This is a genomic window from Sphingopyxis sp. (assembly GCF_019459305.1).
Lineage (GTDB): Bacteria > Pseudomonadota > Alphaproteobacteria > Sphingomonadales > Sphingomonadaceae > Sphingopyxis.
In genome coordinates this window covers 1-21,934 of record NZ_JAIBES010000130.1, presented here as the reverse complement: position 1 = coordinate 21,934, position 21,934 = coordinate 1, and the positions used below count along the sequence as shown (strand labels likewise).

Genomic DNA, 21,934 nt, shown 5'->3' with positions numbered 1-21,934 from the left:
AATAGGTTGAGGCAGGGCTTGCCATAGCGGCGCGAGGCGCGCAATGGCGGGCCATGTCGCTCTTCGCCTCCGCCGCCGACGCCGCCTACGCGCTGGTCCGCCCAATCATCCACGCCACCGATGGCGAGGCGGCGCACAATCTGACGCTCAGCGCGCTCCAGACCTTGCCGCGCGCGCGGTCCGCGTTGACCAGCCCGGTGCTGGCGACCGAACTTGCCGGACTGCATTTCCCCAATCCGGTTGGCCTTGCGCCGGGTTTCGACAAGGATGCGCGCGTCGCGCATGCCATGCCGCATTTCGGCTTCGGATTTGTCGAGGTCGGCACGCTGACCCCGCTGCCGCAGGATGGCAATCCGCGCCCGCGGCTGTTCCGACTGGTCGAGGATGGCGCTGTGATCAACCGCATGGGCTTTAATAACGGCGGACAGGCTAAGGCGGCGGAGCGGATCGCTTGCCTGCGCCGCCACGGCCTGCCCGTGCCGCTCGGGATCAACATCGGCGCCAACAAGGACAGCGCCGACCGCATCGCCGATTATGCGAAGGGCACGATGGCGATGGCGCCGCTCGCCGATTATCTGACCGTCAACATCAGTTCGCCGAACACGCCGGGGCTGCGCGCACTGCAGGACAGGGGCGCGCTCGAGGCGCTGCTCGACGGTGTCGCCGCGGCGCAGCCAGAGGGTCGGGCCAAACCGGTTTTCCTCAAGGTCGCGCCTGATCTGGAACCCGCCGACATCGACGATATCGTTGCGGTGGCGCTCGGCAAGGGGCTGGCCGCGGTGATCGTGTCGAACACCACGGTCACGCGCCCGGCGCTGATATCGCGCCATGCGGCGGAGGCGGGCGGCCTGTCAGGCGCCCCGCTCGCCAAACTGGCGCTCGAGCGCATCCGTGATTTCCACGTCGCCAGCGGCGGCAAAGTGCCGCTGGTCGCCGCGGGCGGCATCGCTTCGGCCGAGCAAGCATGGGAGCGCATCCGCGCGGGCGCCAGCCTCGTGCAGATCTATTCGGCGATGGTCTATGCGGGGCCGGGGCTTGCGGCGCGCATTGCGCAAGGGCTGGAAAAGCTGGCGGCGCGCGATGGGTTCTCGCGCGTGGCCGACGCGGTGGGTGTGGGCGAATAAATTCTCCCTGCGGCGAAGCTGTGGGGAGGGGGACAGCTTGCGAAGCGAGGGTTAGAGGGCAGCAACGGGTGCGCCATCGCCTCTCCGTCAGCGCTTTGCGCTGCCACCTCCCCATCGCTGCGCGACAGGGAGGATCGGTTGGGCTTGCACTCCCCCCGACCCCGCGCCAATGTCGCCGCCATGTTGAAAAGATTCCTGCCGCTCGCCGCGGTCTTCGCCCTGACCCTTCCGTCCTCCGCCCTTGCACAGGGTGTCACCTCGTCCGCCGACTCGCGCGCGACGGAGGCCGGGCATCAGATTTTGCAACAGGGCGGCACTGCCGCCGACGCCGCGGTCGCGATGGTCGCGGTGCTGACATTGGTCGAACCGCAATCGAGCGGTATCGGCGGCGGCGGTCTGATGCTGCACCACGATGCCAAGGATGGCAGCATATCGACAATCGACGGCCGTGAAATGGCGCCTGCGTCGGCCAAGCCTGATCGCTTCCTCGGCGCCGACGGCAAGCCGCGCGGCTATTCGGATGCGATCCCGGGTGGGCTCTCGGTGGGCGTCCCCGGCAATATGCGGCTGATGGAAATGGCGCACAGGAAATGGGGCAAGCTGGAATGGGCGGCGCTGTTCCAGCCCGCGATCAAGCTCGCCGAAGAGGGCTTCGAGGTCACACCTGTGCTTTACAATTGGATGACGCGGTTCGAATCCTTGTGGAAGGATTTTCCCGCAGCGCGCGCAATCTATTATGTCGATGGCAAGCCGGCGCCGGTCGGGACGCGGATCCGCAATCCCGCCTATGCCGCGCTGCTGCGCGATGTTGCGGCGCGCGGTCCCGATGCGTTTTACAGCGGCGCCAATGCCAAGGCGATCAGCGGCGCGGTCGCTAATGCGCCGCGCAACAAGGCGCAGCTGACGGTCAGGGATGTCGCGAGCTACAAGGCAAAGGAACGCCCCGCGGTCTGCACCAGCTACCGCATTTACAAGGTGTGCGGCATGGGGCCGCCCTCGTCGGGTGCGACCACCGTCCTTGGCATCCTCGGGATGGTCGAGGGGTGGGACATGAAGGCGATGGGGCAGGACAATCCGATGAGCTGGCACTTGCTCGCCGAGGCGATGCAGCTGTCTTACGCCGACCGCTCGGCCTATCTGGGCGATCCTGATTTTGTCGATGTCCCGGTGACGGGCCTGCTCGATAAAAAATATCTTGCCGAGCGCCGCCAGCTGATCTCGCCCTATGGCGCCGCGGGCAAATATGAACCCGGCACTCCGCCGGGCGCCAAGCCGCGCGCCGCCGCGGCGGCGATCCCCGAGCAGGGGACGACGCATTTTGCGGTGGCGGACAAGGCAGGCAATGTCGTGTCGATGACATCGACCATCGAGAGCATCTTTGGCAGTCACCTGATTGCCAACGGTTATTTCCTTAACAACGAACTCACCGATTTCGACCTTGCGCCAGTCCAGAACGGGGTGCCGACGGCCAACCGCGTGCAGGCCGGCAAGCGTCCGTTGTCGTCGATGTCGCCGACGATCGTTTATGGCCCCGATGGCAAGGTCGTACTCGCAGTGGGCTCGGCGGGCGGCAAGCGCATCATCATGCATGTGACAAAGGTGCTGGTCGGCGTGCTCGACTGGGGACTCGATGCCAAGACGGCGATGGAACTGCCCAATCTCTATTTCGCCGATCGCGGGGTGCTGATCGAAAACACCGAAGCGGGCGAGGCGATGGCCGCAAAGATGAAACCCTTTGGTTATAGTTTCACGCCCACCGACCTCGGTTCGAAGCTGAACGCCGTCGAGCGCGTCGGCGACGGCTGGCGCGGCGCCGCCGATCCGCGTGGGCCGGGGACATCGTCGGTGGATGGCGCGCCGCCACAGGGATAAGCTACAACGATAACAGATCAAAATTCGCGGAGAGTGACAGGCATGAAGCTGGACAATCCCCATCTCGACCATTTTCCAAGTTTGGTCGCGATGTTTTTCGACCGCGCCGAAAAGGGCGGTGAAGATCCGTTCCTGTGGCGCAAGGCCGACCGCGTCTGGCATCCGCTGAGTTGGCGGCAGGTTGCGAACCAGGTAGCGGCCCTCGCACACGGGCTGCGCGAGATGGGGTTAAAGGACGGCGATCGCGTCGTGCTCGTCAGCGAAAATCGCCCCGAATGGTGCATCGCTGACCTCGCGATCATGGCTGCGGGTTGCATCACCGTGCCGACCTACACCACCAACACCGAACGCGATCACCAGCACATTCTCGACAATAGCGGGGCGAAGGCGGTGATCGTTTCGACCGCGAAGCTGGCGCGCACGCTAATGCCTGCGGTCATGCGGTCCGACGCCAATATCGTCATCAGCATGGAAAGCCTGCGCGTCGGGCAGCAGGGCGATGTGGCGGTGCGCGACTGGCAGTCGCTTGTTACCGGCGGCGAGGCGTATCTGGACGACTCCAAGGCCCGCGCCGCCAAAATGACGCGCGATGACACCGCGTGCCTGATCTACACCAGCGGCACCGGCGGCGCGCCGCGCGGCGTCATGCAGCATCATGGCGCGATTTTGCACAATGCCGCGGGAGCCGCCGAAGTGCTGGTCAGTGATTTCGGCATCGGCGACGAAGAGGTGTTTCTGTCGTTCCTGCCGCTCAGCCACGCCTATGAACATTCGGGCGGTCAATTCCTGCCGATCATGGTCGGGGCGCAAATCTACTATAGCGAAGGTTTGGAAAAGCTGGTTTCGAATATCGAGGAGACGCGCCCGACGATCATGGTCGTCGTGCCGCGCCTGTTCGAGGTGATCCGGGCGCGGATGATCAAGTCGGTCGAAAAGCAGGGCAAGCTCGCCAACTGGATGCTCAACCAGGCGCTGCGTGTCGGCGAGAAGGATTATGAGCGCCGCATGGGCGTGCTCGACCGGCCGGTCGACCTGATCCTCGACAAATTGTTCCGGCCGAAGATCCAGAAACGTTTCGGCGGGCGGATGAAGGCGCTGGTGTCCGGCGGCGCGCCGCTCAATCCTGAAATCGGAGTGTTTTTCCACTCGATCGGGCTGACCCTGTTGCAGGGCTATGGCCAGACCGAGGCAGGGCCGGTGATCAGCTGCAACCGCCCCAGCGCCGGAATCAAGATGGACACCGTCGGCCCGCCGCTGATGAACACCGAGGTCCAGATCGCCGACGACGGCGAGATATTGGTGCGCGGCGAACTGGTGATGAAGGGCTATTGGCGCAATGACGCCGAAACTGCGCGGGTGCTGGTGGATGGCTGGCTGCACACCGGCGACATCGGCCATATCGATGCGCAAGGTCGCATCGTCATCACCGATCGCAAGAAGGACCTGATCGTCAACGACAAGGGCGACAACGTCTCGCCGCAGCGCGTCGAGGGAATGCTAACGCTCCAGCCCGAGATATTGCAGGCGATGGTCTATGGCGACAAGCGCCCGCACCTTGTCGGCCTGCTCGTTCCCGATCCCGAATGGATGGCCGAATGGGCCGAGGCCGAGGGCCTGCCGAAAGAGCTGTGCCGCCTGCGCGAACATGAAAAATTCCGCGCCGCGATCCGCGCTGCGGTCGACCGCGTCAACGGCCAGCTGTCGGTGATCGAAAAGGTCCGCAAGTTCGATTTCGCCGACGAAGCCTTTTCGATCGAGAATGAACAGATGACGCCGTCGATGAAGATCCGCCGTCATGTGCTGCGCGAGGTTTATGCCGACAAGATTGCGGGGCTGTATAAGGCATAATCGTCGCCCCTGCGAAGGGCGTTGCGGAGTCGCGTGCCTCCGCACCCGGCCGTCACCGGTGTATGCGGCGCTCGCGGGGTAAATACGATAGCGGTGCCCGCCTTCGCGGGGGCGACGGTGTGTTAAAGCAGGCGGGGTTGCGACCCGAAGAGCTCGGCACAAACCGGTCCCCGCCTGCGACTGAACCGCTGGTTCAGCCAGCGTCCCCCGCCGGTTTGCGATAGGGGACGAATGCGCCAAAAACGCAGGTCGGGCCGCGAATGCCGCTCGATCGGTCGACCAGATGGAAAAAATCGCCTTCGCAGGTTGACGATCCGAACTGGCGCACGACCATGATATCGCTATCGCGCGCGAGGCCGGGGCAACTGTTCTTGAGATCGTTGCGATACACCAGATTGCCGCCCGAACGATACAACAGGATGCTGTCCGAGACGCGGATGGTGTCGTTGCTGCGATAATTGGGCAGGCACCTCATTGGTTCACCCGGAACCTTCCCTGCCAGCTGCTTGTCGAGCCGTTCGGCCTGTTTCGGGGTGAGCGCCGCGGCGCCCGGCTCGGTGGTGCCGGCGGGAGCGCAGCTGGCGATCAACGGCGCCGCTGCGAACAGCAGCGCGGCGCGCATCGGGTTCAGCGTGGCCATGATATTGCTCCTTGAGAAGATTTTGGATAGCCCGGCGCGGATGAACCGGCGCTGAAGCAGCATCGTCACGCGGCGTCCTTCAGGGCGCGGATGCGCCCGAGTTCGGCGGCATCGGGTGCGCGCAAGAAGGGGTTGGTGGCGCGTTCGGCTCCGATAGTCGTCGGCACTGTCGCCTCTCCGGCAGCGCGCGCCGCTTCGACCGCGACCAGCCGCGCCGCGAGCGCGTCATTGTCGGGATCGACCGTCACCGCGAATCGCGCGTTCGACAGCGTATATTCGTGCGCGCAATACACCCGCGTCGCATCGTCGAGCGTCGCCAGTTTCTGCATATTGGTGAACATCTGCTCGGCGGTGCCTTCGAATAGGCGGCCGCATCCCATCGCGAACATCGTGTCGCCGACGAAGATCGCGGCGTCGTCAGCAAAATGATAGGCGATATGGCCTGCGGTGTGCGCGGGAACGTCCCAAACGTGGGCGACATGATTGCCGAGATGAACCGTATCGCTGCCCGTGACCTGGACATCGAGCGTCGGGATGCGTGCATGTTCAGCCGCCGGACCGGTGATCGTGCAACCTGTCGCGTCTTTGATCGCAGCATTGCCGCCGGTGTGGTCGGGATGCCAGTGGGTGTTCCAGATGTCGGTGATCGTCCAGCCGCGCGCGGCGGCGGCTTCTAGCACGGGATCGGCTACCGCGGGATCGACCACCATCGTCGCTTGGCTTTCGGGGTCGTGGACCAGCCAGACATAATTGTCGCTGAGGACGGGGATGCGGACGATTTCTAGTGCAGTCATGCGTCGCTCCTTTCGATTACCGGCCTCATGCTCACCAGACGGAGACGCGGGCGCGACGCCTTGGTTGCACGGCCCTACCAGCTACCTGTGTTTGGCATCATCGACCAGGGTTCCTGCGGCGGCAAATGACCGTCCTGTAGCAGCTCGACCGAAATCCCGTCGGGTGAGCGGACAAACGCCATATGACCATCGCGCGGCGGGCGGTTGATCGTCACCCCGGCGTCCATCAGCCGCTGGCACGTCGCGTAAATATCGTCGACGCGGTACGCCAGATGGCCAAAATTGCGCCCGCCCGCATATTGCTCGGGGGCGCTGCCGTCCTCGGGCGGCCAATTATAGGTCAGCTCGACCTCGGCGACGCCATCCTGCCCCGGACAGGCGAGGAAAATCAGCGTGAAGCGCCCCTGCTCGCTGTCGAAACGGCGGACTTCTTCCAGCCCGATCAGGTTGAAAAAGGCGACGGTAGCGGCGGGATCCGATACGCGGATCATGGTGTGGAGATATTTGGCCATGCTACCGTTCTACGCGCGAAGGCTGCATCCTTCAAACGCTTCGAACAAGTTTACGAATTCATCGGGCACCGGCGTCGGCGCGCCCTGCGATTCGGCAACATGGACGCTGACCTCCAGCCCCGTCGCGCGCAGATCGTCTTTCCCGGCGCCGTGCAGTTCGAACAGGAAGGTCATCGAACTGCGCCCGACGCGCGAGCAGCGCACGCAAATATCGACTTCTTCGTCGAGCAGGATCGGCACCTTGTAATCAACCTCGGCGCGCGCGACGTGGAATTCGGGACTCGTGTGGCCGGGCCAGCGATCATAGACGCCCGCGGCGCGCCAATATTCGGTGATGCCGATGTCGAAATATTCCAGGTAACGGCTGTTGAACACCACCGCCTGCGCATCGATTTCCGCATAGCGGACGCGTTTGGTGACGTGGAATTTGAAGTCGCTGCGGGCCATGATAATCCTTTAGTTTGCCGACGCGAGCCGCGCGACGGTATCGATCAGCAGCGCGATGTCGGTGTCGCGCGACAGGCGGTGGTCGCCGCCTTTGACGAGCGTGACCTGTACATCGTCGCTCGCGAGCGCGGCGGACAGGCGCAGGCTGATTTCGGGCGGCACGTCGCCATCCTCTTGCCCGTGGAGCAGGCGCACGGGGCACGTTAGGGGGATATGGCTGGTCAGCAACCGGTTCGCCTCGCCCGACTGGAAAAATCCGCGCGTCGTCACATAGGGCTGATCGCTGTACGAGGTTTCTTCGCGCAGCTCGCCTTTGGCCAGGATGATCGCTTTTTCGCTATCGCTGAACCCCCATTCAGTGAAATCGGGCGCCGCGGCGATGCCGACCAGCCCGGCGACGCGCCCCGGCCCGTCGCGCTGTGTCAGCGCCAGCGCGGTCAGCAGCATCAGCCAGCCGCCCATCGACGATCCAACGATGATCACCGGACCCGCGGCGCGGGTGTCGATCAGGTCGAGCACATCACCGCGCCAGTCGAGCAAATTCTGCTCCTCGAATAGCCCGTCCGACAACCCGCAACCGGCGTAGTCGAGCAGCAGACAGGCGCGACCTTCGGCGGCCGCCCAATTGAACAGCGCGGTGGCCTTTCCGCCGGCCATGTCGGACATATAACCGGGCAGGAAAACGATCGTCGGCCCCGCCCCCGCAACATGGCGATACGCGAGGCGGGGTCGGCCCGGCCGGTCGAGATAATCGGGGGCGGTATCCACCGCGGTCAGATAACCCAATCGATTGTGTTCATCTGCATCGCGGCCTGGCCCTTCGCGGCGCGCTGCTCGACCATGATCTTGTTGAGCCTGCGAATCGTGTCGCTGCCGGTGGTAATGCACCAGCCGGGGACGACGGCATGGACCAGCGCGCACAGGCCGCCATAGATCATCGTCACCCCGAATTTCGACGCAACCCCGAAATGTTCGATGTAATTTTCATCGACGGCCTTGGGATGATCGACGAACAGGCGCTTGAACATGGAATGCCTCCCTTCCGGCTGCCGCCGCCCTAGCGAGCGATCGCTTGGCTCGCAAGGGCAGGGCCCGGTTGTGCGCTCATTCGGCGAGGAAGTCGTTGACGGCCTTGGCAAAGATTTCGGGCTGGTCGAGCACTCATAGGTGTCCGTTCGTTGCGGAGATGCAAAAGCTCGTGCTAGCGAAGACGTCCGCGATAATCGTGGCGCCAGCGCCAGTTGAGCAGGTGCGCGGTGGCAAGCGTCACCGCGCCGAGTGACGTCAATAGCCGGTCGGCGGTTTCGGGATCGGCCAGCGCCAGCCAACCTTCGTGCGCTGCCAGCCCCGCCGCCAGAAAACCGATTCCGGTCGCGGCAAGCGCGGCAGGCGCCAACCGCCCGTGCCGCCGCCAACCATCCTTTATCGCAAAAGTCGCTGCGGGCAGCGCCAGCATCAATATGGCCGCATGCACCCATTCGGGCGTCGCGATCCATGTCCCGAGCGCAGGGGCAAGCAGGATCAGTATCGGCAGCGCGAGACAATGGACGAGACAGGTCAGCGACAGTGTGATCCCCAACAGGTCGGCAAAGCGCGGGCGCGCGGCGGGGAAACACATGACGGCCGAACTTTCGCGGGAGGGGCTTGCGGTGCGAGATAGAGATACAACGTATCATTGCAACCCCGATTGTGAATCCGCCCCTTGCCGCCCCCCACGCATGCTGGCAAAGGAACCCGGCAATTTTGCCCAGAAAGGCTATAGTTTAGATGTCCCAGATGATCCGCGTCACCCTTCCCGATGGCTCTGCCCGGGACGTCGTGCGCGGGACTACCCCGGCACAGATTGCCGCCGACATCGGACCCGGTTTGGCCAAGGCTGCGCTTGCTGCGCGGATCGATGGCGAGCTGCGCGACATCATGCGCCCGCTGGAGGACGATACGAACCTGGCGTTGGTGACGAGCCGCGACGAGGCTGATGCGCTCGAACTGGTGCGCCATGACTTTGCGCATATTTTGGCCGAGGCGGTGCAGAACCTGTTCCCCGGCACGCAGATCACCTTTGGCCCGTCGACCGGCGACGGCTTCTATTATGACTTCGCACCCACCGCCGAGCATGGCCCATTTCGCGACGAAGAACTGCCGCTGATCGAGGAAGAGATGCGCCGGCTGATCGCGGCCGACCTGCCGCTGACGCGCGAAGTGTGGGAGCGCGACAAGCTGATCGCCAAATGGCAGGCCGATGGCGAGACGTTCAAGGCCGAATGGGCCGCCGAACTGCCCGCGAACGAGGAACTGACTGTCTATCGATCGGGTGACGGCTGGATGGACATGTGCCGCGGCCCGCACCTCGCCTCGACGGGCAAGCTCGACCCCGCGGCGTTCAAGCTGACGCGGGTATCGGGTGCCTATTGGCGCGGCGACCAGAAGAACGCCCAGCTCAGCCGCATCTATGGTACCGGCTGGCTCAACAAGAAGCAGCTCGCCGAGCATCTTGTCCGGCTGGAGGAAGCCGCGAAACGCGACCACCGCAAGCTGGGGCAGGAGATGGACCTGTTCCACCTCCAGGCCGAAGCGCATGGCTCGGTGTTCTGGCACCCCAAGGGTTATATGATCTGGCGTGAGCTGGAGGCCTATATGCGTCGCGCGATCGACGGCGCGGGGTACCGCGAGGTCAAGACGCCGCAGGTGATGGACGCGCGCCAGTGGGAACAATCGGGCCATTGGGGCAAATATCGCGAGAATATGTTCGTGATCCCCGATGAAGTGCCGAACGTCGAGGATGACGGTCCGATCATCTCCGACGACGCCGAGTGGATGGCGCTCAAGCCGATGAACTGCCCGGCGCATGTGCTGATCTTCCGGCAGGGGATGAAGTCCTACCGCGACCTGCCGCTGCGCCTCTATGAAAATGGCTGCTGCCACCGCAACGAACCGCATGGCGCGCTGCACGGGCTGATGCGCGTGCGTCAGTTCACGCAGGACGACGCGCATATTTTCTGCCGCGAGGACCAGATCGTCAGCGAGGTGCAGGCCTTCTGTGCGCTCGCCGACCGCATCTACAAGGAATTCGGTTTCACCTACTCGATCAAGCTCGCGCTGCGCCCCGAAAAGCGCTTCGGGACCGAAGAGATGTGGGACATGGCCGAAACCGAGCTGCGCGCCGCGGTCGTCGCTGCTGGCCTCAACACCCCCGAATATGGCTGGGAAGAATTGCCGGGCGAGGGCGCCTTTTACGCGCCGAAGCTCGAATGGCATTTGACCGACGCGATCGGGCGGACGTGGCAGGTCGGGACGATCCAGTCCGACCGCGTGCTGCCCGATCGCCTCGACGCATCCTACATCGCCGAGGATGGCGAGCGCCACCGCCCGGTGATGCTGCACCGCGCGATCTTTGGCAGCTACGAGCGTTTCATCGGGATTTTGATCGAACATTTCGCGGGCAAGCTGCCCGTCTGGCTGGCGCCGGTGCAGGCGGTCGTCGCGACGATCGTCAGCGACGCCGATGACTATGCCAGGGACGTCACGGCGCAGCTGGCGGCGGCGGGGGTGCGCGTCGAAACCGACCTGCGCAACGAAAACATCAACTACAAGGTCCGCGAACACAGCCTGGCAAAGGTTCCGCACCTGCTCGTCGTCGGCAAGCGCGAAGCCGACGAAGGCACGGTCGCGATCCGCACCCTTGGGCAGGAAGGCCAGCGCATCATGCCGCTGACCGAAGCAATTGCGCTGCTCAACGGCGAAGCGACCCCGCCCGACCTGCGCCATTGATCGCCACGACCGAACGTCCCCCGCGCCGATGGCAGAGCTGGCTGTTGCTGCTGGCGCTGTTTGGCGTGGCTCTTCTGGCCAAGGGCTATTGGAACGCGACGCGCGATCCGGTGGTCCGCACCGCGATGGTCGCGGTCGCCGACTGGCCGGCGGGGCAGTCGCCGCTGAAGCTGCTGCTGCTGTCGGACATCCATGTCGCCGGCCCCGACATGCCGCCCAAGCGGCTGGCGCGGATCGTTGTCCAGCTCAACCGGCTGCGCCCCGATCTCGTGCTGATCGCGGGCGATCTCGTCAGCGAAAAGCGCAGCGCGACGCATATCTATACCGCTGCCGAAGTCGTCGCGCCGCTCGGCAAACTGCGCGCGCCGCTGGGCGTGGTCGTGACGCCGGGCAATCATGACCATTGGTTCAAACCCGACGCGCTGCGCGGCGAACTGGAACAGCGCGGGCTGCGCGTGCTGCAGAATGAAGCGGTCAAGCTCGGTCCGCTGGTCATCGGCGGCGTCGACGACGATTATTCGGGACATGACGATGTCCCCGCGACGCTTGCTGCAATGGACCGCCTCGTTCCCGGCGTCCCGCTGCTCCTGACGCACAGCCCCGACATCATCCCCGATGTTAAGGGCGCGGTGGCCGCGATCTTCGCTGGCCACACCCACTGCGGCCAGATCCGTTTCCCTTTCGTCGGCGCGCTGACTTATGTGTCGCGCTACGGTGACCGCTTTGCCTGCGGCGACATGACCGACGACGGCCAGCGCATTTTTGTCGGGGCAGGGCTGGGGACCAGCTTGCTGCCGCTGCGCTATCTGACCCCGCCCGATGCGTGGTTGGTGACCCTCGGCCCCAAGAGCGCCGCGCCGTGAGCGAAGCCCATCATCGCCATGGCGCATACATAGGACGCCATGCGGCGAGCGAGCGCCTGCCCCGGCACCGCCATGCCGAGCCCTATGTCGCGGTCGTGCTCCGCGGCGGCTATCAGGAAGCGGGCGACGATGGCCGCTTCGTCGCGCAGCCCGGCACGGTGATCGTTCACGAATGCTGGACTGCGCATCTCGACCGCTTTGGCGCATGCGGCGCCGAGGTACTCAACTTGCCGACCGTCGCGGGCCTCGCCCCCGGAGTTGGCACGATCAACGATCCGGACGCGGTGGCCCGCATGGCCGAACGCGATCCGCTCGCCGCCGCCGCGCATCTCCGCGACGGCTTTAACCGTCACGCTGTCGGCTTGGCCGACTGGCCCGACTTGCTGGCCGAGGCGCTTCGCAACGATCCCGATCTCGCCCTGGCGCCGTGGGCGCGGCGGATGAAGCTGGAACCGGCCTCGGTCAGCCGCGGCTTCGCGCGCGCCTATGGCGTCAGCCCCAAACGATTTCGGCTTGAGGTGCGGACGCGCCGCGCGCTTGCGGCCCTGGGCGATTGGCGCGGAAGCCTTGCCGATCTGGCCGCGGATCATGGCTTTGCCGATCAGGCGCATCTGACCCGCTCGGTTGGCGCGATGACCGGGGTTCCGCCCGTCGTCCTGCGGGCAAAGTCCGTTCAAGCGCGGAGCGATCAGACCGGATAAACCGGTCCCATGGATCGCCGTCTCTTCCTTGCCGCATCGCTCGGCAGCTTCGCTATTCCCACCCTCGCGCACGCGCAGCGCCCGCCAATGCGCACGCGCTGGAAAGTTCGTGCATCCGAAGGGTTCGACGCGCTGGCCTTCCTCGGTCCGCTCGCGGGCGGTGATCTCTACCTTCCCTATTACCAAGCTGATGCCAACGCTTTTGCGCCGCGTCTTGCCGCCGCCATCCGATCGGATATTCCCGCTTTGTCGAAAGAGGCCGAGCGCAGCGGCTTTGGCCTGCTCGGACCCAATTTGTCGGTGCTGTTCTCCAACGGCAGCGACACCGATCTGCCCACCTTGACCGCCAGCGTCGCGGCCCCCGAGGCGCGGCTGTTTCCGGCTTATAGGGCCAGCCCCTATTGGAACGAGAACGACTGGCGCTGGTTTGTGGGCGTTGCGCCTCGGCTCAAGGTGCTGTTTGAATCGATGCAGGCGGCGGGCTTTGCAGCTTTCCGTGACGAGCGCGCGGGCGCGGTCACCCGGCGGATCGTCGAACTCGATCGCGATCTCGCCGATTATGATGTCATTCGCCTGCACGAAAAGCTGACCGGTCGGGTTTTCGATCCGCTGATCGAGGTGGTGTTGCTGCAATTCTGCAAACCACACGGGATCAAGGTCCAGGGCCAAACCTTCCTTCAGGCGGCCGATTGGAACACGCCGATCACCGTCCGCAATGCCGCTCACGAAATGCTGCACCCGCCGGTGCCGATGGACGGCGCCGCGGCGCAGGCGGCGCTCGCGGTGCTGGCGAAGGATCCGCTAATCCCGCGCGTCGTGACGGATCATGACCCGAAATGGGGGTACACCACGCTCGAAGGGCTGCTCAACGAGGATATTGCGCAGGCGCTCGATCAATTGATCAGCGAGGCGCTCGGCGTTGCGCGCAATCCGGCGGATCGCTGGCGCAAAGCGGACGACGGCATCCATGTGCTCGCCGGCGCCATTTATGGCATGCTGCGCCACGATCGATGGATCGAAACGGGTGGGTCCATCGAGGCGTGGCTTGCCGGCGCGGTGCGCGCCGGTCGCTTCGATCCCGGGCGGCTGCATGCAGTCGCCGCGCAGGTGCTCGAACGACCGGTGAATGCACTATGGCCGCTCGCCTGAACGTGGCGGCAAGGGGCTAGGCGCCGCTGCACTCTTGCAGTATCGGCCGGGGCGCCCCTGCGGGCGCCCGGAGGATTCCCCTGCTTATTGCTCACGACTTTCGCACGCTGGACACTGCGCCATGACCAGTCTCGCGCAGCTTGTCGGGCTCGCCCCGCTCACCCTTGCCGGTGCCGCGGCGATGACATTTGGCGCGGCCTATGTGCGCGGGCTCACCGGGTTCGGGATGGCGATCATCCTTGTGCCACTTCTAGGCTTGGTCATCACCCCGGGCGAGGCGGTGGTGCTCGGCATCCTGTTGCAACTGCTGATCGGGCCGGTAGGGTTGAAGGTCATCCTCGCCGATGCCGATCGCTCGACCGCCGTACCGATCGCGCTGGTCGCGATGGCGACGACGCCGCTCGGGATGTTTGCGCTCGATGCGACGACGCCCGACGTGGCGCGGCTGCTCATTACGCTGGTCGCGGTCGGCGCCTTCGTCGCGGTGTTGCTGCCCAAACAGCCCGAGGGGCATCGCCCGGGCCGGCTGGCGATTGGTGGCACCGGCGTTGTCTCGGGCATCCTGACTGGCTTTGCGGCGATGCCCGGCCCGCCGGTCGTCCCCTTCTATCTGCGCAGCGCGTTGCCGCCCAAGACCTCGCGCGCGTCGATGATGCTGATCTTTTTCGCCACGGCGATCGCCGGGACGTTGGCGGCGCTCTGGGTCGGGATCGCCACCTGGCGGTTGCTGATCCTGTCGCTGCTGCTCTTCGCGCCGATGTGGATCGGCAATTATGTCGGTGGACGCCACTTCGGCCGCGTCGCGCCGCATGTGTGGCAGGCGATGGTCGCGGTGGTGCTGGGTGTGGCTGCGGTGGCGGCGGTGTCGAGACTGATTTAGCAAGAAGGTAAAAAATACTATATTGGCATGATAGAAACTATTCAGTACCTATTCCTTTTAGGAAAGGGAATCATGTCATGGGGAAATATGAACCTCTCGGCGATCATCTGCGTTCGCTTTCCGACACCAGCTGGAACGCAAATTTCGCCGAGATTGAAGAGATTTTGGGTTTTCCCCTGCCACCGAGCGCTCATAGCCACCGCGCCTGGTGGTCCAACCATGTCGGCGGCAACCATAGTCAGGCTGCTGTGTGGGTCGAGGCGGGTTGGGAAACACGCGAAATCGATCAGCGTCGCGGGCAGGTTCGATTCGAGCGTTCAAAGACAGCTGGTCGCGGTCCGCGGAGCGTTGCTGACGACGAACTGTGGGCGCAAGCCGAGCGGATCAGTGGGATCAAGGATCGCAAAGAGTTGCAGCGGGCCGCGCTGATGGCGCTTGTCCAGCGCGAGGCCGCTCGGTCGTTGGCGTTGATGGGCGGAACCATGCCCGATGCTGTCTCGGCCCCACGTGAACGGCCATTTGAATGATCCTTGTCGATACGTCGGTCTGGATCGATCATTTGCGCCGTGCGAATTCTGCGTTGGCGTTAGCCTTGTCGGAGGGCGGCGTTGTCCAGCATCAATTCGTCACGGCGGAACTGGCGCTGGGGTCGCTCGCCGAGCGGGAAAAATTCGTGTCGATGCTCGGGCTGCTTCCCGCGGCTCCGGTCGTGGCGCAGCGTGAATTGCTGACATTCATCACTGAACATCGACTGCACGGCACTGGGCTTGGCATGGTCGATGCACATCTACTCGCGTCCGTCACCCGCCTGCGGGACGCATCATTGTGGACGCTTGACAAGCGATTGGCGGCTCAAGCCACACGGCTGGGCCTCGCTTCCAACGCTTGACCGATCAAAGACTCCGCAGCGCCTGCGCCGGTTTTGCCGACAACAACGGCCAGCTGCCCGCGATACCGATCAGGAACGACAATCCCGCTCCGCCGATCAATGTTGCGCCGACGACCAGCGGATCGGGGGCGAAGGTGAATTCGAACAGGTTGACCACGACATAGCGCGCTGCAATCAGGCCGAGTCCGAGCGCGAGCACCGCCAGCACCGCCGCCAGCACCGCATATTCCATCGCCTGCGCGCCCAATATCTGGCGCCGCGTCGCGCCAAGCAGCTTCAGGATCACGCTGTCGTACACGCGTCGCTCGCGGCTGGCGGCGATCGCGCCGATCAGCACCGCGATCCCGGCCAGGATCGCGATGCTCGCCGCCGCCGCGATCGCCTGGCTCATTTGGGTCAGCAAGATCGTCACCTGCGACACGACGTCGCGCACTGCGATCAGCGAGGCGGAGGGGAAGGTGCGCGGGATGCTGCGGGCCAGCTCGGATTCGGCTTTGGGATCAACGGCGACGGTCGCGACCATATTGTGCGGCGCCGCGTCGAAGGTGCCGGGCGAAAAGACGAGCACATAATTGAGCCCGAAATTGTCCCACTGAACGGTGCGGAAGGAAGCGACCTTCGCCTGCACCTCGACCCCCAGCACATTGACGCTGAGCGTGTCGCCGATCTTGAGGCCCAGCGAGGTCGCGACCTCCTGCTCGACGCTGACCAGCGGCGGCCCATTGTAATCCGCGGCCCACCATTGGCCGCCCACCAGTTCGCTGCCGCTCGGCGGCACCGCGCTATAGGTCAGCCCGCGGTCGCCGCGCAGCACCCACGCGCCTTCGGGAAGTTCGGCGAGTTCGTCGACGCGCTGGCCGCGAAATTCGGTGACGCTGCCGCGCAGCGCCGGGATCATGTTGATCTGCGCGTCGGGGGCGGCCTTGGTGACCATCGACCGGAATTGCGCCGCGCCGGCGCGCGGCACGTCGAGCACGAAAAAGCTCGGCGCGCGCTGCGGCACGGTGCGCGCAATCTCGTTGGTGATGCTGGTCTGTATCGCGGCAAGCGTCACGAACAGCGTCAGACCCAGCCCGAGCGCCACCACCAGCGCGCCGGTCGATGCTCCCGGTCGATGCAGGTTGGCGAGCGCGAGGCGCAGCAACGGGCGGCGCGGGCGGGGCAGGCGGCTCGCAATGCGGCGCACCAGCCAGCCGAGCCCGACGAGAATCAGCAGCAGGCCGATTGCCGCGCCGATGAAGCCGAGCGCAAACAAAGGCTCGCGTGCCGTGCCGACTGCCAGCGCCACGATCGCGATCAGCGCCACCGCAACGGCAACCAACGCGGGCCGGTCGATCCGCGCTGCCTTATCGACGGTCGCCCGATAAAGCCCCGCGGCGGGAATATGCTTCGTGGCGGCGAGCGGCGGCATCGCAAAGGCGATAGCGATCAGCAGGCCATATGCGGCGCTGACCGCAAGCGGCAGCGGATAGAGCGCGAAGCCCGGACGGACGGGCAGCACATCGCCGGCAATCGCCCCGATCGCGAACGGCGCCAGCGCGCCGACTACGAGCCCGGCAAAGATCGACACCGCGGCGACCGCCAATATCTGCAAACCATAGATGCGCAGCACCGTCGCGCTGTCAGCGCCGAGCACTTTCAGCGTCGCCAGACCCGGACGTTTGCCCGCCAGATAGCTCGCGACGCCATTGCCGACGCCGATCCCGGCGATGACCAAGGCAGCAAGACCCACAAGCGACAGGAACTGCCCCATCCGCTCGATAAAGCGCCGCGTTCCCGGCGCGCCGTTGCTGCGGTCGGTGATGTCCCAGCCCGCGCCGGGGAATTCGGCGGTCAGCGCCTCGCCGACCGCTTCGGGGTTTGCGCTGTCGGGCAGGCGGACGCGATATTTGCTTTCGAACAGGCTGCCCGGCTGGATCAGCTGGGTCGCGGGCAGGTCGGCGATACCGATGATTGCGACGGGGCCGAGGGTGAAACCTTCGCCCAGCCGGTCGGGCTCCTCGGCGATGACGCCGTCGATCAGGAACGGTTTTTCGCCAAACTTCACCCGTTCGCCGACGTTCAGGTCGAGCCGCGAGGCGAGATCCTTGCCGATCCAGATGCTGCCCGCGGGCGGCGGGCCGCGGCGCGCGCCGCTTTCCAGCCGCAGCGCGCCATAGAGCGGATAGGCCCCATCGACTGCCTTGAGTTCGGACAATAGCGCGTCGCCCTCGGGCGCATTCGCCATCGCGCGCATCCGCACGGTGGACGATGTTTCACCTGCCTCGCGAAACGCCGCCATTTCTTCGGCGGTCGCTTCGCGCTGCGGAATGCCGAATTCAATATCACCGCCCAGGATTGTCTGCCCACGCACCTCGAGTTCGGAGGTGATGCCGCGCGTCAGGCTGCCGATCGCGGCGAGCGTCGCGACGCCGAGGAACAGGCAGACCGCGAGTAGCCGCAACCCGCGGATGCGCGTCGCAAGGTCGCGGCGCGCGATCCGCCAGAGGGAGGCGAGGGGGAGCACCTAAGCGGCCCGCTCTTCGATTATTCCATCGTGCATCACGACAATCCGGTCGCAATGCTGCGCCAGCTCGGGATCGTGGGTGATGATCAGCAGTGTCGCGCCAAGCGCCGCGCGGCGCGCAAAGATAAGGTCAATGATCGCATGTCCTGTCGCGGTGTCGAGATTGCCCGTCGGCTCGTCGGCAAAGATGATCGCGGGCGAGCTTGCCATCGCGCGCGCGATCGCAACGCGCTGCTGCTCGCCGCCTGACAGCTGCGCCGGATAATGGGTCAGGCGGTGGCCGAGGCCAACGGCTTCGAGTTCGGCGGCGGCGCGCCCGAACGGATCAGCGATCCCTGCCAGTTCCAGCGGCACCGCGACATTTTCCAGCGCGGTCATCGTTGGCAGCAGGTGAAACGCCTGCAGCACGATGCCGATCCGGCCGCGGCGCGCGCGCGCCAATTCGTCCTCGTCCATCGTGGTGAAATCGAGCCCCGCAACACGGATACTGCCGCCATTGGCGCGCTCGAGCCCCGCGAGCACCGCCATCAGCGAGCTTTTGCCCGAGCCCGACGGGCCGAGCAGCGCGACCGAAGCGCCCGCGGGCACCTCCAGATCGACGCCGCGCAAAATTTCGACCGGGGACTTGTCGCTGCCGAGGGTCAGCGTCACATTATGAGCGGCGATCGCCATGTCAGGCGCCACGGCCTGAGGGGGTCGAGTGTCGGGCAAGGAGAGAACCCTTTGGAAAAGAGAACGGCCGGATGGCGCTCTTACGCATTATATGGTTGCGCGATCGCGCTTTGCCAACCGCTCGCCGCATGCGGATCGGCGGAAACCCCGGCGGCTTCGACCAACGACAAGGTCGCCGCCAAGGCAGCACCGGCCGTCCCTGCTGACGCACCGCTGGTTATCGCGTTCGGTGACAGCCTTTATGCGGGATATCAGCTTGGCCCTAAAGAAGGGCTGTCGCCGCAATTGCAGGCGGCGCTGGCCGCCGACGGCGTGGTGGCGCGAGTGCAGAATGCCGGGGTGTCGGGCGACACCACCGCGGCGGGGCGCCAGCGGCTGACCTATGTCCTCGACAATGCGAAGGTGAAGCCGGCGTTGGTGCTGCTCGGGCTGGGCGGCAACGACATGTTGCGCGGCATCGGCCCCGACCAGACGCGCGCCAACCTCGACGGGATGCTTGCTGAACTCAAGAAGCGCGAGATTCCGGTGCTGCTTACGGGCATGATGGCGGCGCCGAACATGGGCAGCGATTATGCGAAGAAATTCAACCCGATTTATTCGGAACTCGCTGCCAAATATGATGTCAGCTTTTACCCCTTCATCCTCAAAAATGTCGTGACGGACAAAGCGCTGATGCTCGGCGACAATATGCATCCCAATGCGAAGGGGGTGACGATGGTGGCGGAAGCGCTGGCGCCGCTGGTCGAGGAGGCGCTGCCGAACGCGGACTAAAACATCCTCCCTGTCGCGCAGCGATGGGGAGGAACCTAACTCCCCCGCGGCCCGAACAAAATAATCGCCGCGCCGCCAAGGCACACCGCCGCACCGATCAGATCCCAGCGGTCAGGCTCGGCACCCTCGATCGCCCAAAGCCACAGCAAAGCCGCGACGATATACACCCCGCCATAAGCCGCATAGCTACGCCCCGCATGCTCGGCGTCGACCAGCGTGAGCAGGTACGCGAACAGCGCCAGCGACGCCATGCCGGGCGCCAGCCACCACACCGACTTGTCGAGCCGCAGCCACGCCCAAAAGGCAAAGCAGCCGGCAATTTCGGCGAGAGCGGCGGCGATATAGAAGAAGGCGGTCATCGGCTCACCGTGGCCGGTCGTGCTGCGAATGAAAAGGGGCGACCAAGCGGCCGCCCCTTCCTGTCTCGTCGCTGACCGAAAGATCAGAAAGCGAAGCCGACGCCCGCGACGAAGGTGTCGAAGTCGCCGAAGTTGTTGATGAACTGGTGACGATATTCGGCCTTGGCATACAGGTTCTGGCCCAGCTTGTGCTGGTAGCCCGCGCCGACATAGGGATCGTCGATGTCGCTGAAGGTGTAGCCACCGGTGACATAGGCCTTGCCGTTCGCGCCCACCTTGGCGCCGACGCGGCCACCGGCAGAGAACTGGACGTCGGCACCGTCAACAAGCACCTTGTCACCCGCAACTTCGGCGCCGACGAATGCGGCCGAGCCAAGGTCGAAGTCATAACCGGCGGCGAGGCCAAGCGTGCCTTCGTCGATGCCGTTGCCGGTGATCAGGCCGCCGCGCACTTCGACGCGGCCTTCGCCGCCTTCGGCCGCCATGGCGGGGGTTGCAACGATGGCCGTCAGGAGAGCGGCTGCAACTGCGAATTTCTTCATTTTATTTTCCTTCTGCTTTACATGGCCACGCCCTTTGGGTCGCGGTCCACCGCCTAAATGGCGTTCGCAGCTGTCGCTTCAATGAACGAAAGTGTCATCATGTGACAATTTTCTTACCTGTGTTATTTTTACCACACAGTACAGAATGGCTATGCAATCGCAACGCGCTTAAACTGGCGCTTAACTGCGGATTGAAGGTGAGGCGATTGCAATCCGACAAGGCCGAATGGCACAATAGTCAGCTCAGCGCGGCCTGTTTCTCTTCCGCGATCCGGTCGAGTTCGGCGCGGGTCGGCTTCGTCGCGGCGCTCTTGAGCTGCCCGCACGCCGCCATGATGTCGCGCCCGCGCGGGGTGCGGACCGGCGCCGAAATCCCGGCTTTGAAAATCAGGTTGCTGAACGCGCGCACCCGTTCGGGCGACGAACATTCATACATCGCGCCCGGCCAGGGGTTGAAGGGGATCAGATTGACCTTGGCGTGCAATCCATATTCGCGGATCAGCCGAACAAGTTCACGTGCGTCGTCGTCGCTGTCGTTCTTGTCCTTCAGCATCACATATTAGAAGGTGATGCGCCGCGAATTGCCGGCGCCCGGATAGTCGGCGCACGCTTTGAGCAGTTCGTCGATGCCATATTTGCGGTTCAGCGGCACGATTTCGTCGCGCACTTCCTTCGACACCGCATGCAGCGACACCGCCAGGTTGACGCCGATTTCTTCACCCGCACGCGCCATCATCGGCACCACGCCGCTCGTCGACAGCGTGATCCGGCGGCGCGACAGCGCCAGCCCGTCGCCGTCCATGACGATCTTCAGCGCGCCCTTGACCTCGTCGAAATTATACAGCGGCTCGCCCATGCCCATCATCACGATGTTGGTCAGGATGCGGCCGTCGGCGGTGTAATGGCCGCCCTCTTCGTCGTCTTCGTCCTCGGGATCGGGGCCAAAACCCGCCATCGTCCCCTTGGGCCATTCGCCCAGCTCGTCGCGCGCCAGCATCACCTGCCCGACGATCTCGCCCGCGGCGAGGTTGCGGACGAGACGCATCGTCCCGGTGTGACAGAAGCGGCAGTTGAGTGTGCAGCCGACCTGGCTCGACACGCAGAGCGTTCCCCGATCGGCGTCGGGGATGAAGACCATTTCATATTCCTGGCCGTCGGCGGCGGCGAGCAGCCATTTGCGCGTGCCGTCGCTCGACACCTGCGCCTCGCGCACGGTCGGGCGGCCGATGATGAACCGGTCGGTCAACCACGGCCGCATCGTCTTGGCGATGTCGGTCATTGCCTCGAAATCGGTGACGCCGCGGTGATACATCCAATGCCAGATTTGCTTGGCGCGCAGTTTCGCGGCCCTCGCGTCGAGGCCTGCCTCGACCAGCACGCCGCCAATCGCGTCGCGGGTCAGCCCGACCAGGTCGATGCGGTTGCCGCCGCGCAGCGGAACGGTGCCCGTCGTGACGGGGTCGATATGGCCGGGAATCTGCATGATGGGCGCGCATATAGGGGGGAAGGGGGAAATGTGCAATCGCGCGCCCGTTGGCCCTGCGCCGGGGGGGGGGGGGCGGCGGGGGCGGGCGCCCCCGCCCGCCGCCGCCCGCCC

At 64.9% G+C, this 21,934-nt stretch carries 22 protein-coding genes and 1 pseudogene; 11 read left to right on the top strand and 12 right to left on the bottom strand.

Annotation, left to right across the window (positions count from 1 at the left end):
* Positions 1-53 precede the first annotated feature (53 nt).
* From K0M74_RS15485 to K0M74_RS15475, 3 genes are all read left to right on the top strand, one after another.
* On the top strand, positions 54-1,124 hold the full coding sequence (locus K0M74_RS15485; RefSeq protein WP_293974407.1) for a quinone-dependent dihydroorotate dehydrogenase: 1,071 nt from the start codon (positions 54-56) through the stop codon (positions 1,122-1,124).
* Positions 1,125-1,304: 180 nt separating this feature from the next.
* A complete protein-coding gene (gene ggt / locus K0M74_RS15480) occupies positions 1,305-2,996 on the top strand; it encodes a gamma-glutamyltransferase (protein WP_293974404.1) in 1,692 nt (563 codons plus the stop codon).
* Positions 2,997-3,038: 42 nt separating this feature from the next.
* Positions 3,039-4,844, top strand: a complete 1,806-nt coding sequence (locus K0M74_RS15475; protein WP_293974401.1) for a long-chain fatty acid--CoA ligase — start codon at positions 3,039-3,041, stop codon at positions 4,842-4,844.
* A 193-nt stretch (positions 4,845-5,037) separates the two neighbouring features.
* On the opposite strand, the gene K0M74_RS15470 is transcribed toward K0M74_RS15475, so the two are convergent.
* From K0M74_RS15470 to K0M74_RS15440, 7 genes are all read right to left on the bottom strand, one after another.
* A complete protein-coding gene (locus K0M74_RS15470) occupies positions 5,038-5,484 on the bottom strand; it encodes a hypothetical protein (protein ID WP_293974398.1) in 447 nt (148 codons plus the stop codon).
* Positions 5,485-5,549: 65 nt separating this feature from the next.
* Positions 5,550-6,278: a hydroxyacylglutathione hydrolase gene (gene gloB / locus K0M74_RS15465; RefSeq protein WP_293974395.1), complete on the bottom strand. Its 729-nt coding sequence runs from the start codon at positions 6,276-6,278 to the stop codon at positions 5,550-5,552.
* 74 nt (positions 6,279-6,352) lie between these two features.
* Positions 6,353-6,790, bottom strand: coding sequence for a VOC family protein (locus K0M74_RS15460; protein WP_293974392.1), 438 nt, complete (start codon positions 6,788-6,790; stop codon positions 6,353-6,355).
* 9 nt (positions 6,791-6,799) lie between these two features.
* Complete coding sequence (locus K0M74_RS15455; RefSeq protein ID WP_293974389.1) at positions 6,800-7,237, bottom strand: thioesterase family protein; 438 nt, start codon at positions 7,235-7,237, stop codon at positions 6,800-6,802.
* 9 nt (positions 7,238-7,246) lie between these two features.
* On the bottom strand, positions 7,247-8,014 hold the full coding sequence (locus K0M74_RS15450) for an alpha/beta hydrolase (RefSeq protein WP_293974428.1): 768 nt from the start codon (positions 8,012-8,014) through the stop codon (positions 7,247-7,249).
* Positions 8,011-8,265 (bottom strand): DUF6356 family protein, encoded by a 255-nt coding sequence (locus K0M74_RS15445; protein ID WP_088441503.1) that lies wholly within the window; start codon positions 8,263-8,265, stop codon positions 8,011-8,013. The genes K0M74_RS15450 and K0M74_RS15445 overlap by 4 nt, the downstream gene beginning before the upstream one ends.
* 173 nt (positions 8,266-8,438) lie before the next feature.
* Positions 8,439-8,855, bottom strand: coding sequence for a MerC domain-containing protein (locus tag K0M74_RS15440; protein WP_293974382.1), 417 nt, complete (start codon positions 8,853-8,855; stop codon positions 8,439-8,441).
* Between the two features lie 149 nt (positions 8,856-9,004).
* On the opposite strand from K0M74_RS15440, the gene thrS reads away from it, so the two are divergent.
* From thrS to K0M74_RS15405, 7 genes are all read left to right on the top strand, one after another.
* On the top strand, positions 9,005-11,005 hold the full coding sequence (gene thrS / locus K0M74_RS15435; protein WP_293974379.1) for a threonine--tRNA ligase: 2,001 nt from the start codon (positions 9,005-9,007) through the stop codon (positions 11,003-11,005).
* A gap of 65 nt (positions 11,006-11,070) precedes the next feature.
* Positions 11,071-11,868, top strand: coding sequence for a metallophosphoesterase (locus K0M74_RS15430; RefSeq protein ID WP_293974375.1), 798 nt, complete (start codon positions 11,071-11,073; stop codon positions 11,866-11,868).
* Positions 11,865-12,569, top strand: a complete 705-nt coding sequence (locus K0M74_RS15425; RefSeq protein WP_293974373.1) for an AraC family transcriptional regulator — start codon at positions 11,865-11,867, stop codon at positions 12,567-12,569. Before K0M74_RS15430 ends, K0M74_RS15425 begins: the two co-directional genes overlap by 4 nt.
* Before the next feature lie 9 nt (positions 12,570-12,578).
* Complete coding sequence (locus K0M74_RS15420) at positions 12,579-13,718, top strand: hypothetical protein (RefSeq protein ID WP_293974370.1); 1,140 nt, start codon at positions 12,579-12,581, stop codon at positions 13,716-13,718.
* Positions 13,719-13,839: 121 nt separating this feature from the next.
* The gene (locus tag K0M74_RS15415; protein ID WP_293974367.1) at positions 13,840-14,598 is read left to right on the top strand and encodes a sulfite exporter TauE/SafE family protein; all 759 of its coding nucleotides are present in this window, start codon (positions 13,840-13,842) and stop codon (positions 14,596-14,598) included.
* Between the two features lie 77 nt (positions 14,599-14,675).
* Entirely contained in the window at positions 14,676-15,125 is a 450-nt protein-coding gene (locus K0M74_RS15410; RefSeq protein WP_293974364.1) for a type II toxin-antitoxin system VapB family antitoxin, read from the top strand.
* A complete protein-coding gene (locus K0M74_RS15405; protein ID WP_293974361.1) occupies positions 15,122-15,487 on the top strand; it encodes a type II toxin-antitoxin system VapC family toxin in 366 nt (121 codons plus the stop codon). The genes K0M74_RS15410 and K0M74_RS15405 overlap by 4 nt, the downstream gene beginning before the upstream one ends.
* Positions 15,488-15,491: 4 nt before the next feature.
* Here the strand turns inward: K0M74_RS15405 and K0M74_RS15400 are convergent, their stop codons facing one another.
* Together K0M74_RS15400 and K0M74_RS15395 are read right to left on the bottom strand one after the other, a co-directional pair.
* A complete protein-coding gene (locus tag K0M74_RS15400; RefSeq protein WP_293974358.1) occupies positions 15,492-17,993 on the bottom strand; it encodes an FtsX-like permease family protein in 2,502 nt (833 codons plus the stop codon).
* Complete coding sequence (locus tag K0M74_RS15395) at positions 17,994-18,665, bottom strand: ATP-binding cassette domain-containing protein (RefSeq protein ID WP_293974356.1); 672 nt, start codon at positions 18,663-18,665, stop codon at positions 17,994-17,996.
* A gap of 51 nt (positions 18,666-18,716) precedes the next feature.
* On the opposite strand from K0M74_RS15395, the gene K0M74_RS15390 reads away from it, so the two are divergent.
* Positions 18,717-19,436 (top strand): arylesterase, encoded by a 720-nt coding sequence (locus tag K0M74_RS15390; RefSeq protein ID WP_293974353.1) that lies wholly within the window; start codon positions 18,717-18,719, stop codon positions 19,434-19,436.
* 35 nt (positions 19,437-19,471) lie between these two features.
* Here the strand turns inward: K0M74_RS15390 and K0M74_RS15385 are convergent, their stop codons facing one another.
* The 3 genes and pseudogenes from K0M74_RS15385 to rlmN form a co-directional block, all read right to left on the bottom strand.
* Positions 19,472-19,795 carry a YnfA family protein gene (locus K0M74_RS15385; RefSeq protein ID WP_293974350.1) on the bottom strand — a complete coding sequence of 108 codons (324 nt, stop codon included), beginning with the start codon at positions 19,793-19,795 and terminating at the stop codon, positions 19,472-19,474.
* An 83-nt stretch (positions 19,796-19,878) separates the two neighbouring features.
* Positions 19,879-20,337: an outer membrane beta-barrel protein gene (locus K0M74_RS15380; protein WP_293974347.1), complete on the bottom strand. Its 459-nt coding sequence runs from the start codon at positions 20,335-20,337 to the stop codon at positions 19,879-19,881.
* Positions 20,338-20,575: 238 nt separating this feature from the next.
* Positions 20,576-21,820 (bottom strand): annotated as a pseudogene (gene rlmN, locus K0M74_RS15375) (23S rRNA (adenine(2503)-C(2))-methyltransferase RlmN).
* Between the last annotated feature and the right edge of the window lie 114 nt (positions 21,821-21,934).

Coding starts and splice junctions, on each gene's coding strand:
- K0M74_RS15420 (WP_293974370.1), top strand. CDS start 12,579: ATGGATCGCCGTCTCTTCCTTGCCGCATCGCTCGGCAGCTTCGCTATT.
- gloB (WP_293974395.1), bottom strand. CDS start 6,278: ATGACTGCACTAGAAATCGTCCGCATCCCCGTCCTCAGCGACAATTAT.
- K0M74_RS15380 (WP_293974347.1), bottom strand. CDS start 20,337: ATGAAGAAATTCGCAGTTGCAGCCGCTCTCCTGACGGCCATCGTTGCA.
- K0M74_RS15475 (WP_293974401.1), top strand. CDS start 3,039: ATGAAGCTGGACAATCCCCATCTCGACCATTTTCCAAGTTTGGTCGCG.
- ggt (WP_293974404.1), top strand. CDS start 1,305: ATGTTGAAAAGATTCCTGCCGCTCGCCGCGGTCTTCGCCCTGACCCTT.
- K0M74_RS15395 (WP_293974356.1), bottom strand. CDS start 18,665: ATGGCGATCGCCGCTCATAATGTGACGCTGACCCTCGGCAGCGACAAG.
- K0M74_RS15455 (WP_293974389.1), bottom strand. CDS start 7,237: ATGGCCCGCAGCGACTTCAAATTCCACGTCACCAAACGCGTCCGCTAT.
- thrS (WP_293974379.1), top strand. CDS start 9,005: ATGTCCCAGATGATCCGCGTCACCCTTCCCGATGGCTCTGCCCGGGAC.
- K0M74_RS15460 (WP_293974392.1), bottom strand. CDS start 6,790: ATGGCCAAATATCTCCACACCATGATCCGCGTATCGGATCCCGCCGCT.
- K0M74_RS15410 (WP_293974364.1), top strand. CDS start 14,676: ATGGGGAAATATGAACCTCTCGGCGATCATCTGCGTTCGCTTTCCGAC.
- K0M74_RS15470 (WP_293974398.1), bottom strand. CDS start 5,484: ATGGCCACGCTGAACCCGATGCGCGCCGCGCTGCTGTTCGCAGCGGCG.
- K0M74_RS15445 (WP_088441503.1), bottom strand. CDS start 8,265: ATGTTCAAGCGCCTGTTCGTCGATCATCCCAAGGCCGTCGATGAAAAT.
- K0M74_RS15415 (WP_293974367.1), top strand. CDS start 13,840: ATGACCAGTCTCGCGCAGCTTGTCGGGCTCGCCCCGCTCACCCTTGCC.
- K0M74_RS15485 (WP_293974407.1), top strand. CDS start 54: ATGTCGCTCTTCGCCTCCGCCGCCGACGCCGCCTACGCGCTGGTCCGC.
- K0M74_RS15440 (WP_293974382.1), bottom strand. CDS start 8,855: ATGTGTTTCCCCGCCGCGCGCCCGCGCTTTGCCGACCTGTTGGGGATC.
- K0M74_RS15385 (WP_293974350.1), bottom strand. CDS start 19,795: ATGACCGCCTTCTTCTATATCGCCGCCGCTCTCGCCGAAATTGCCGGC.
- K0M74_RS15405 (WP_293974361.1), top strand. CDS start 15,122: ATGATCCTTGTCGATACGTCGGTCTGGATCGATCATTTGCGCCGTGCG.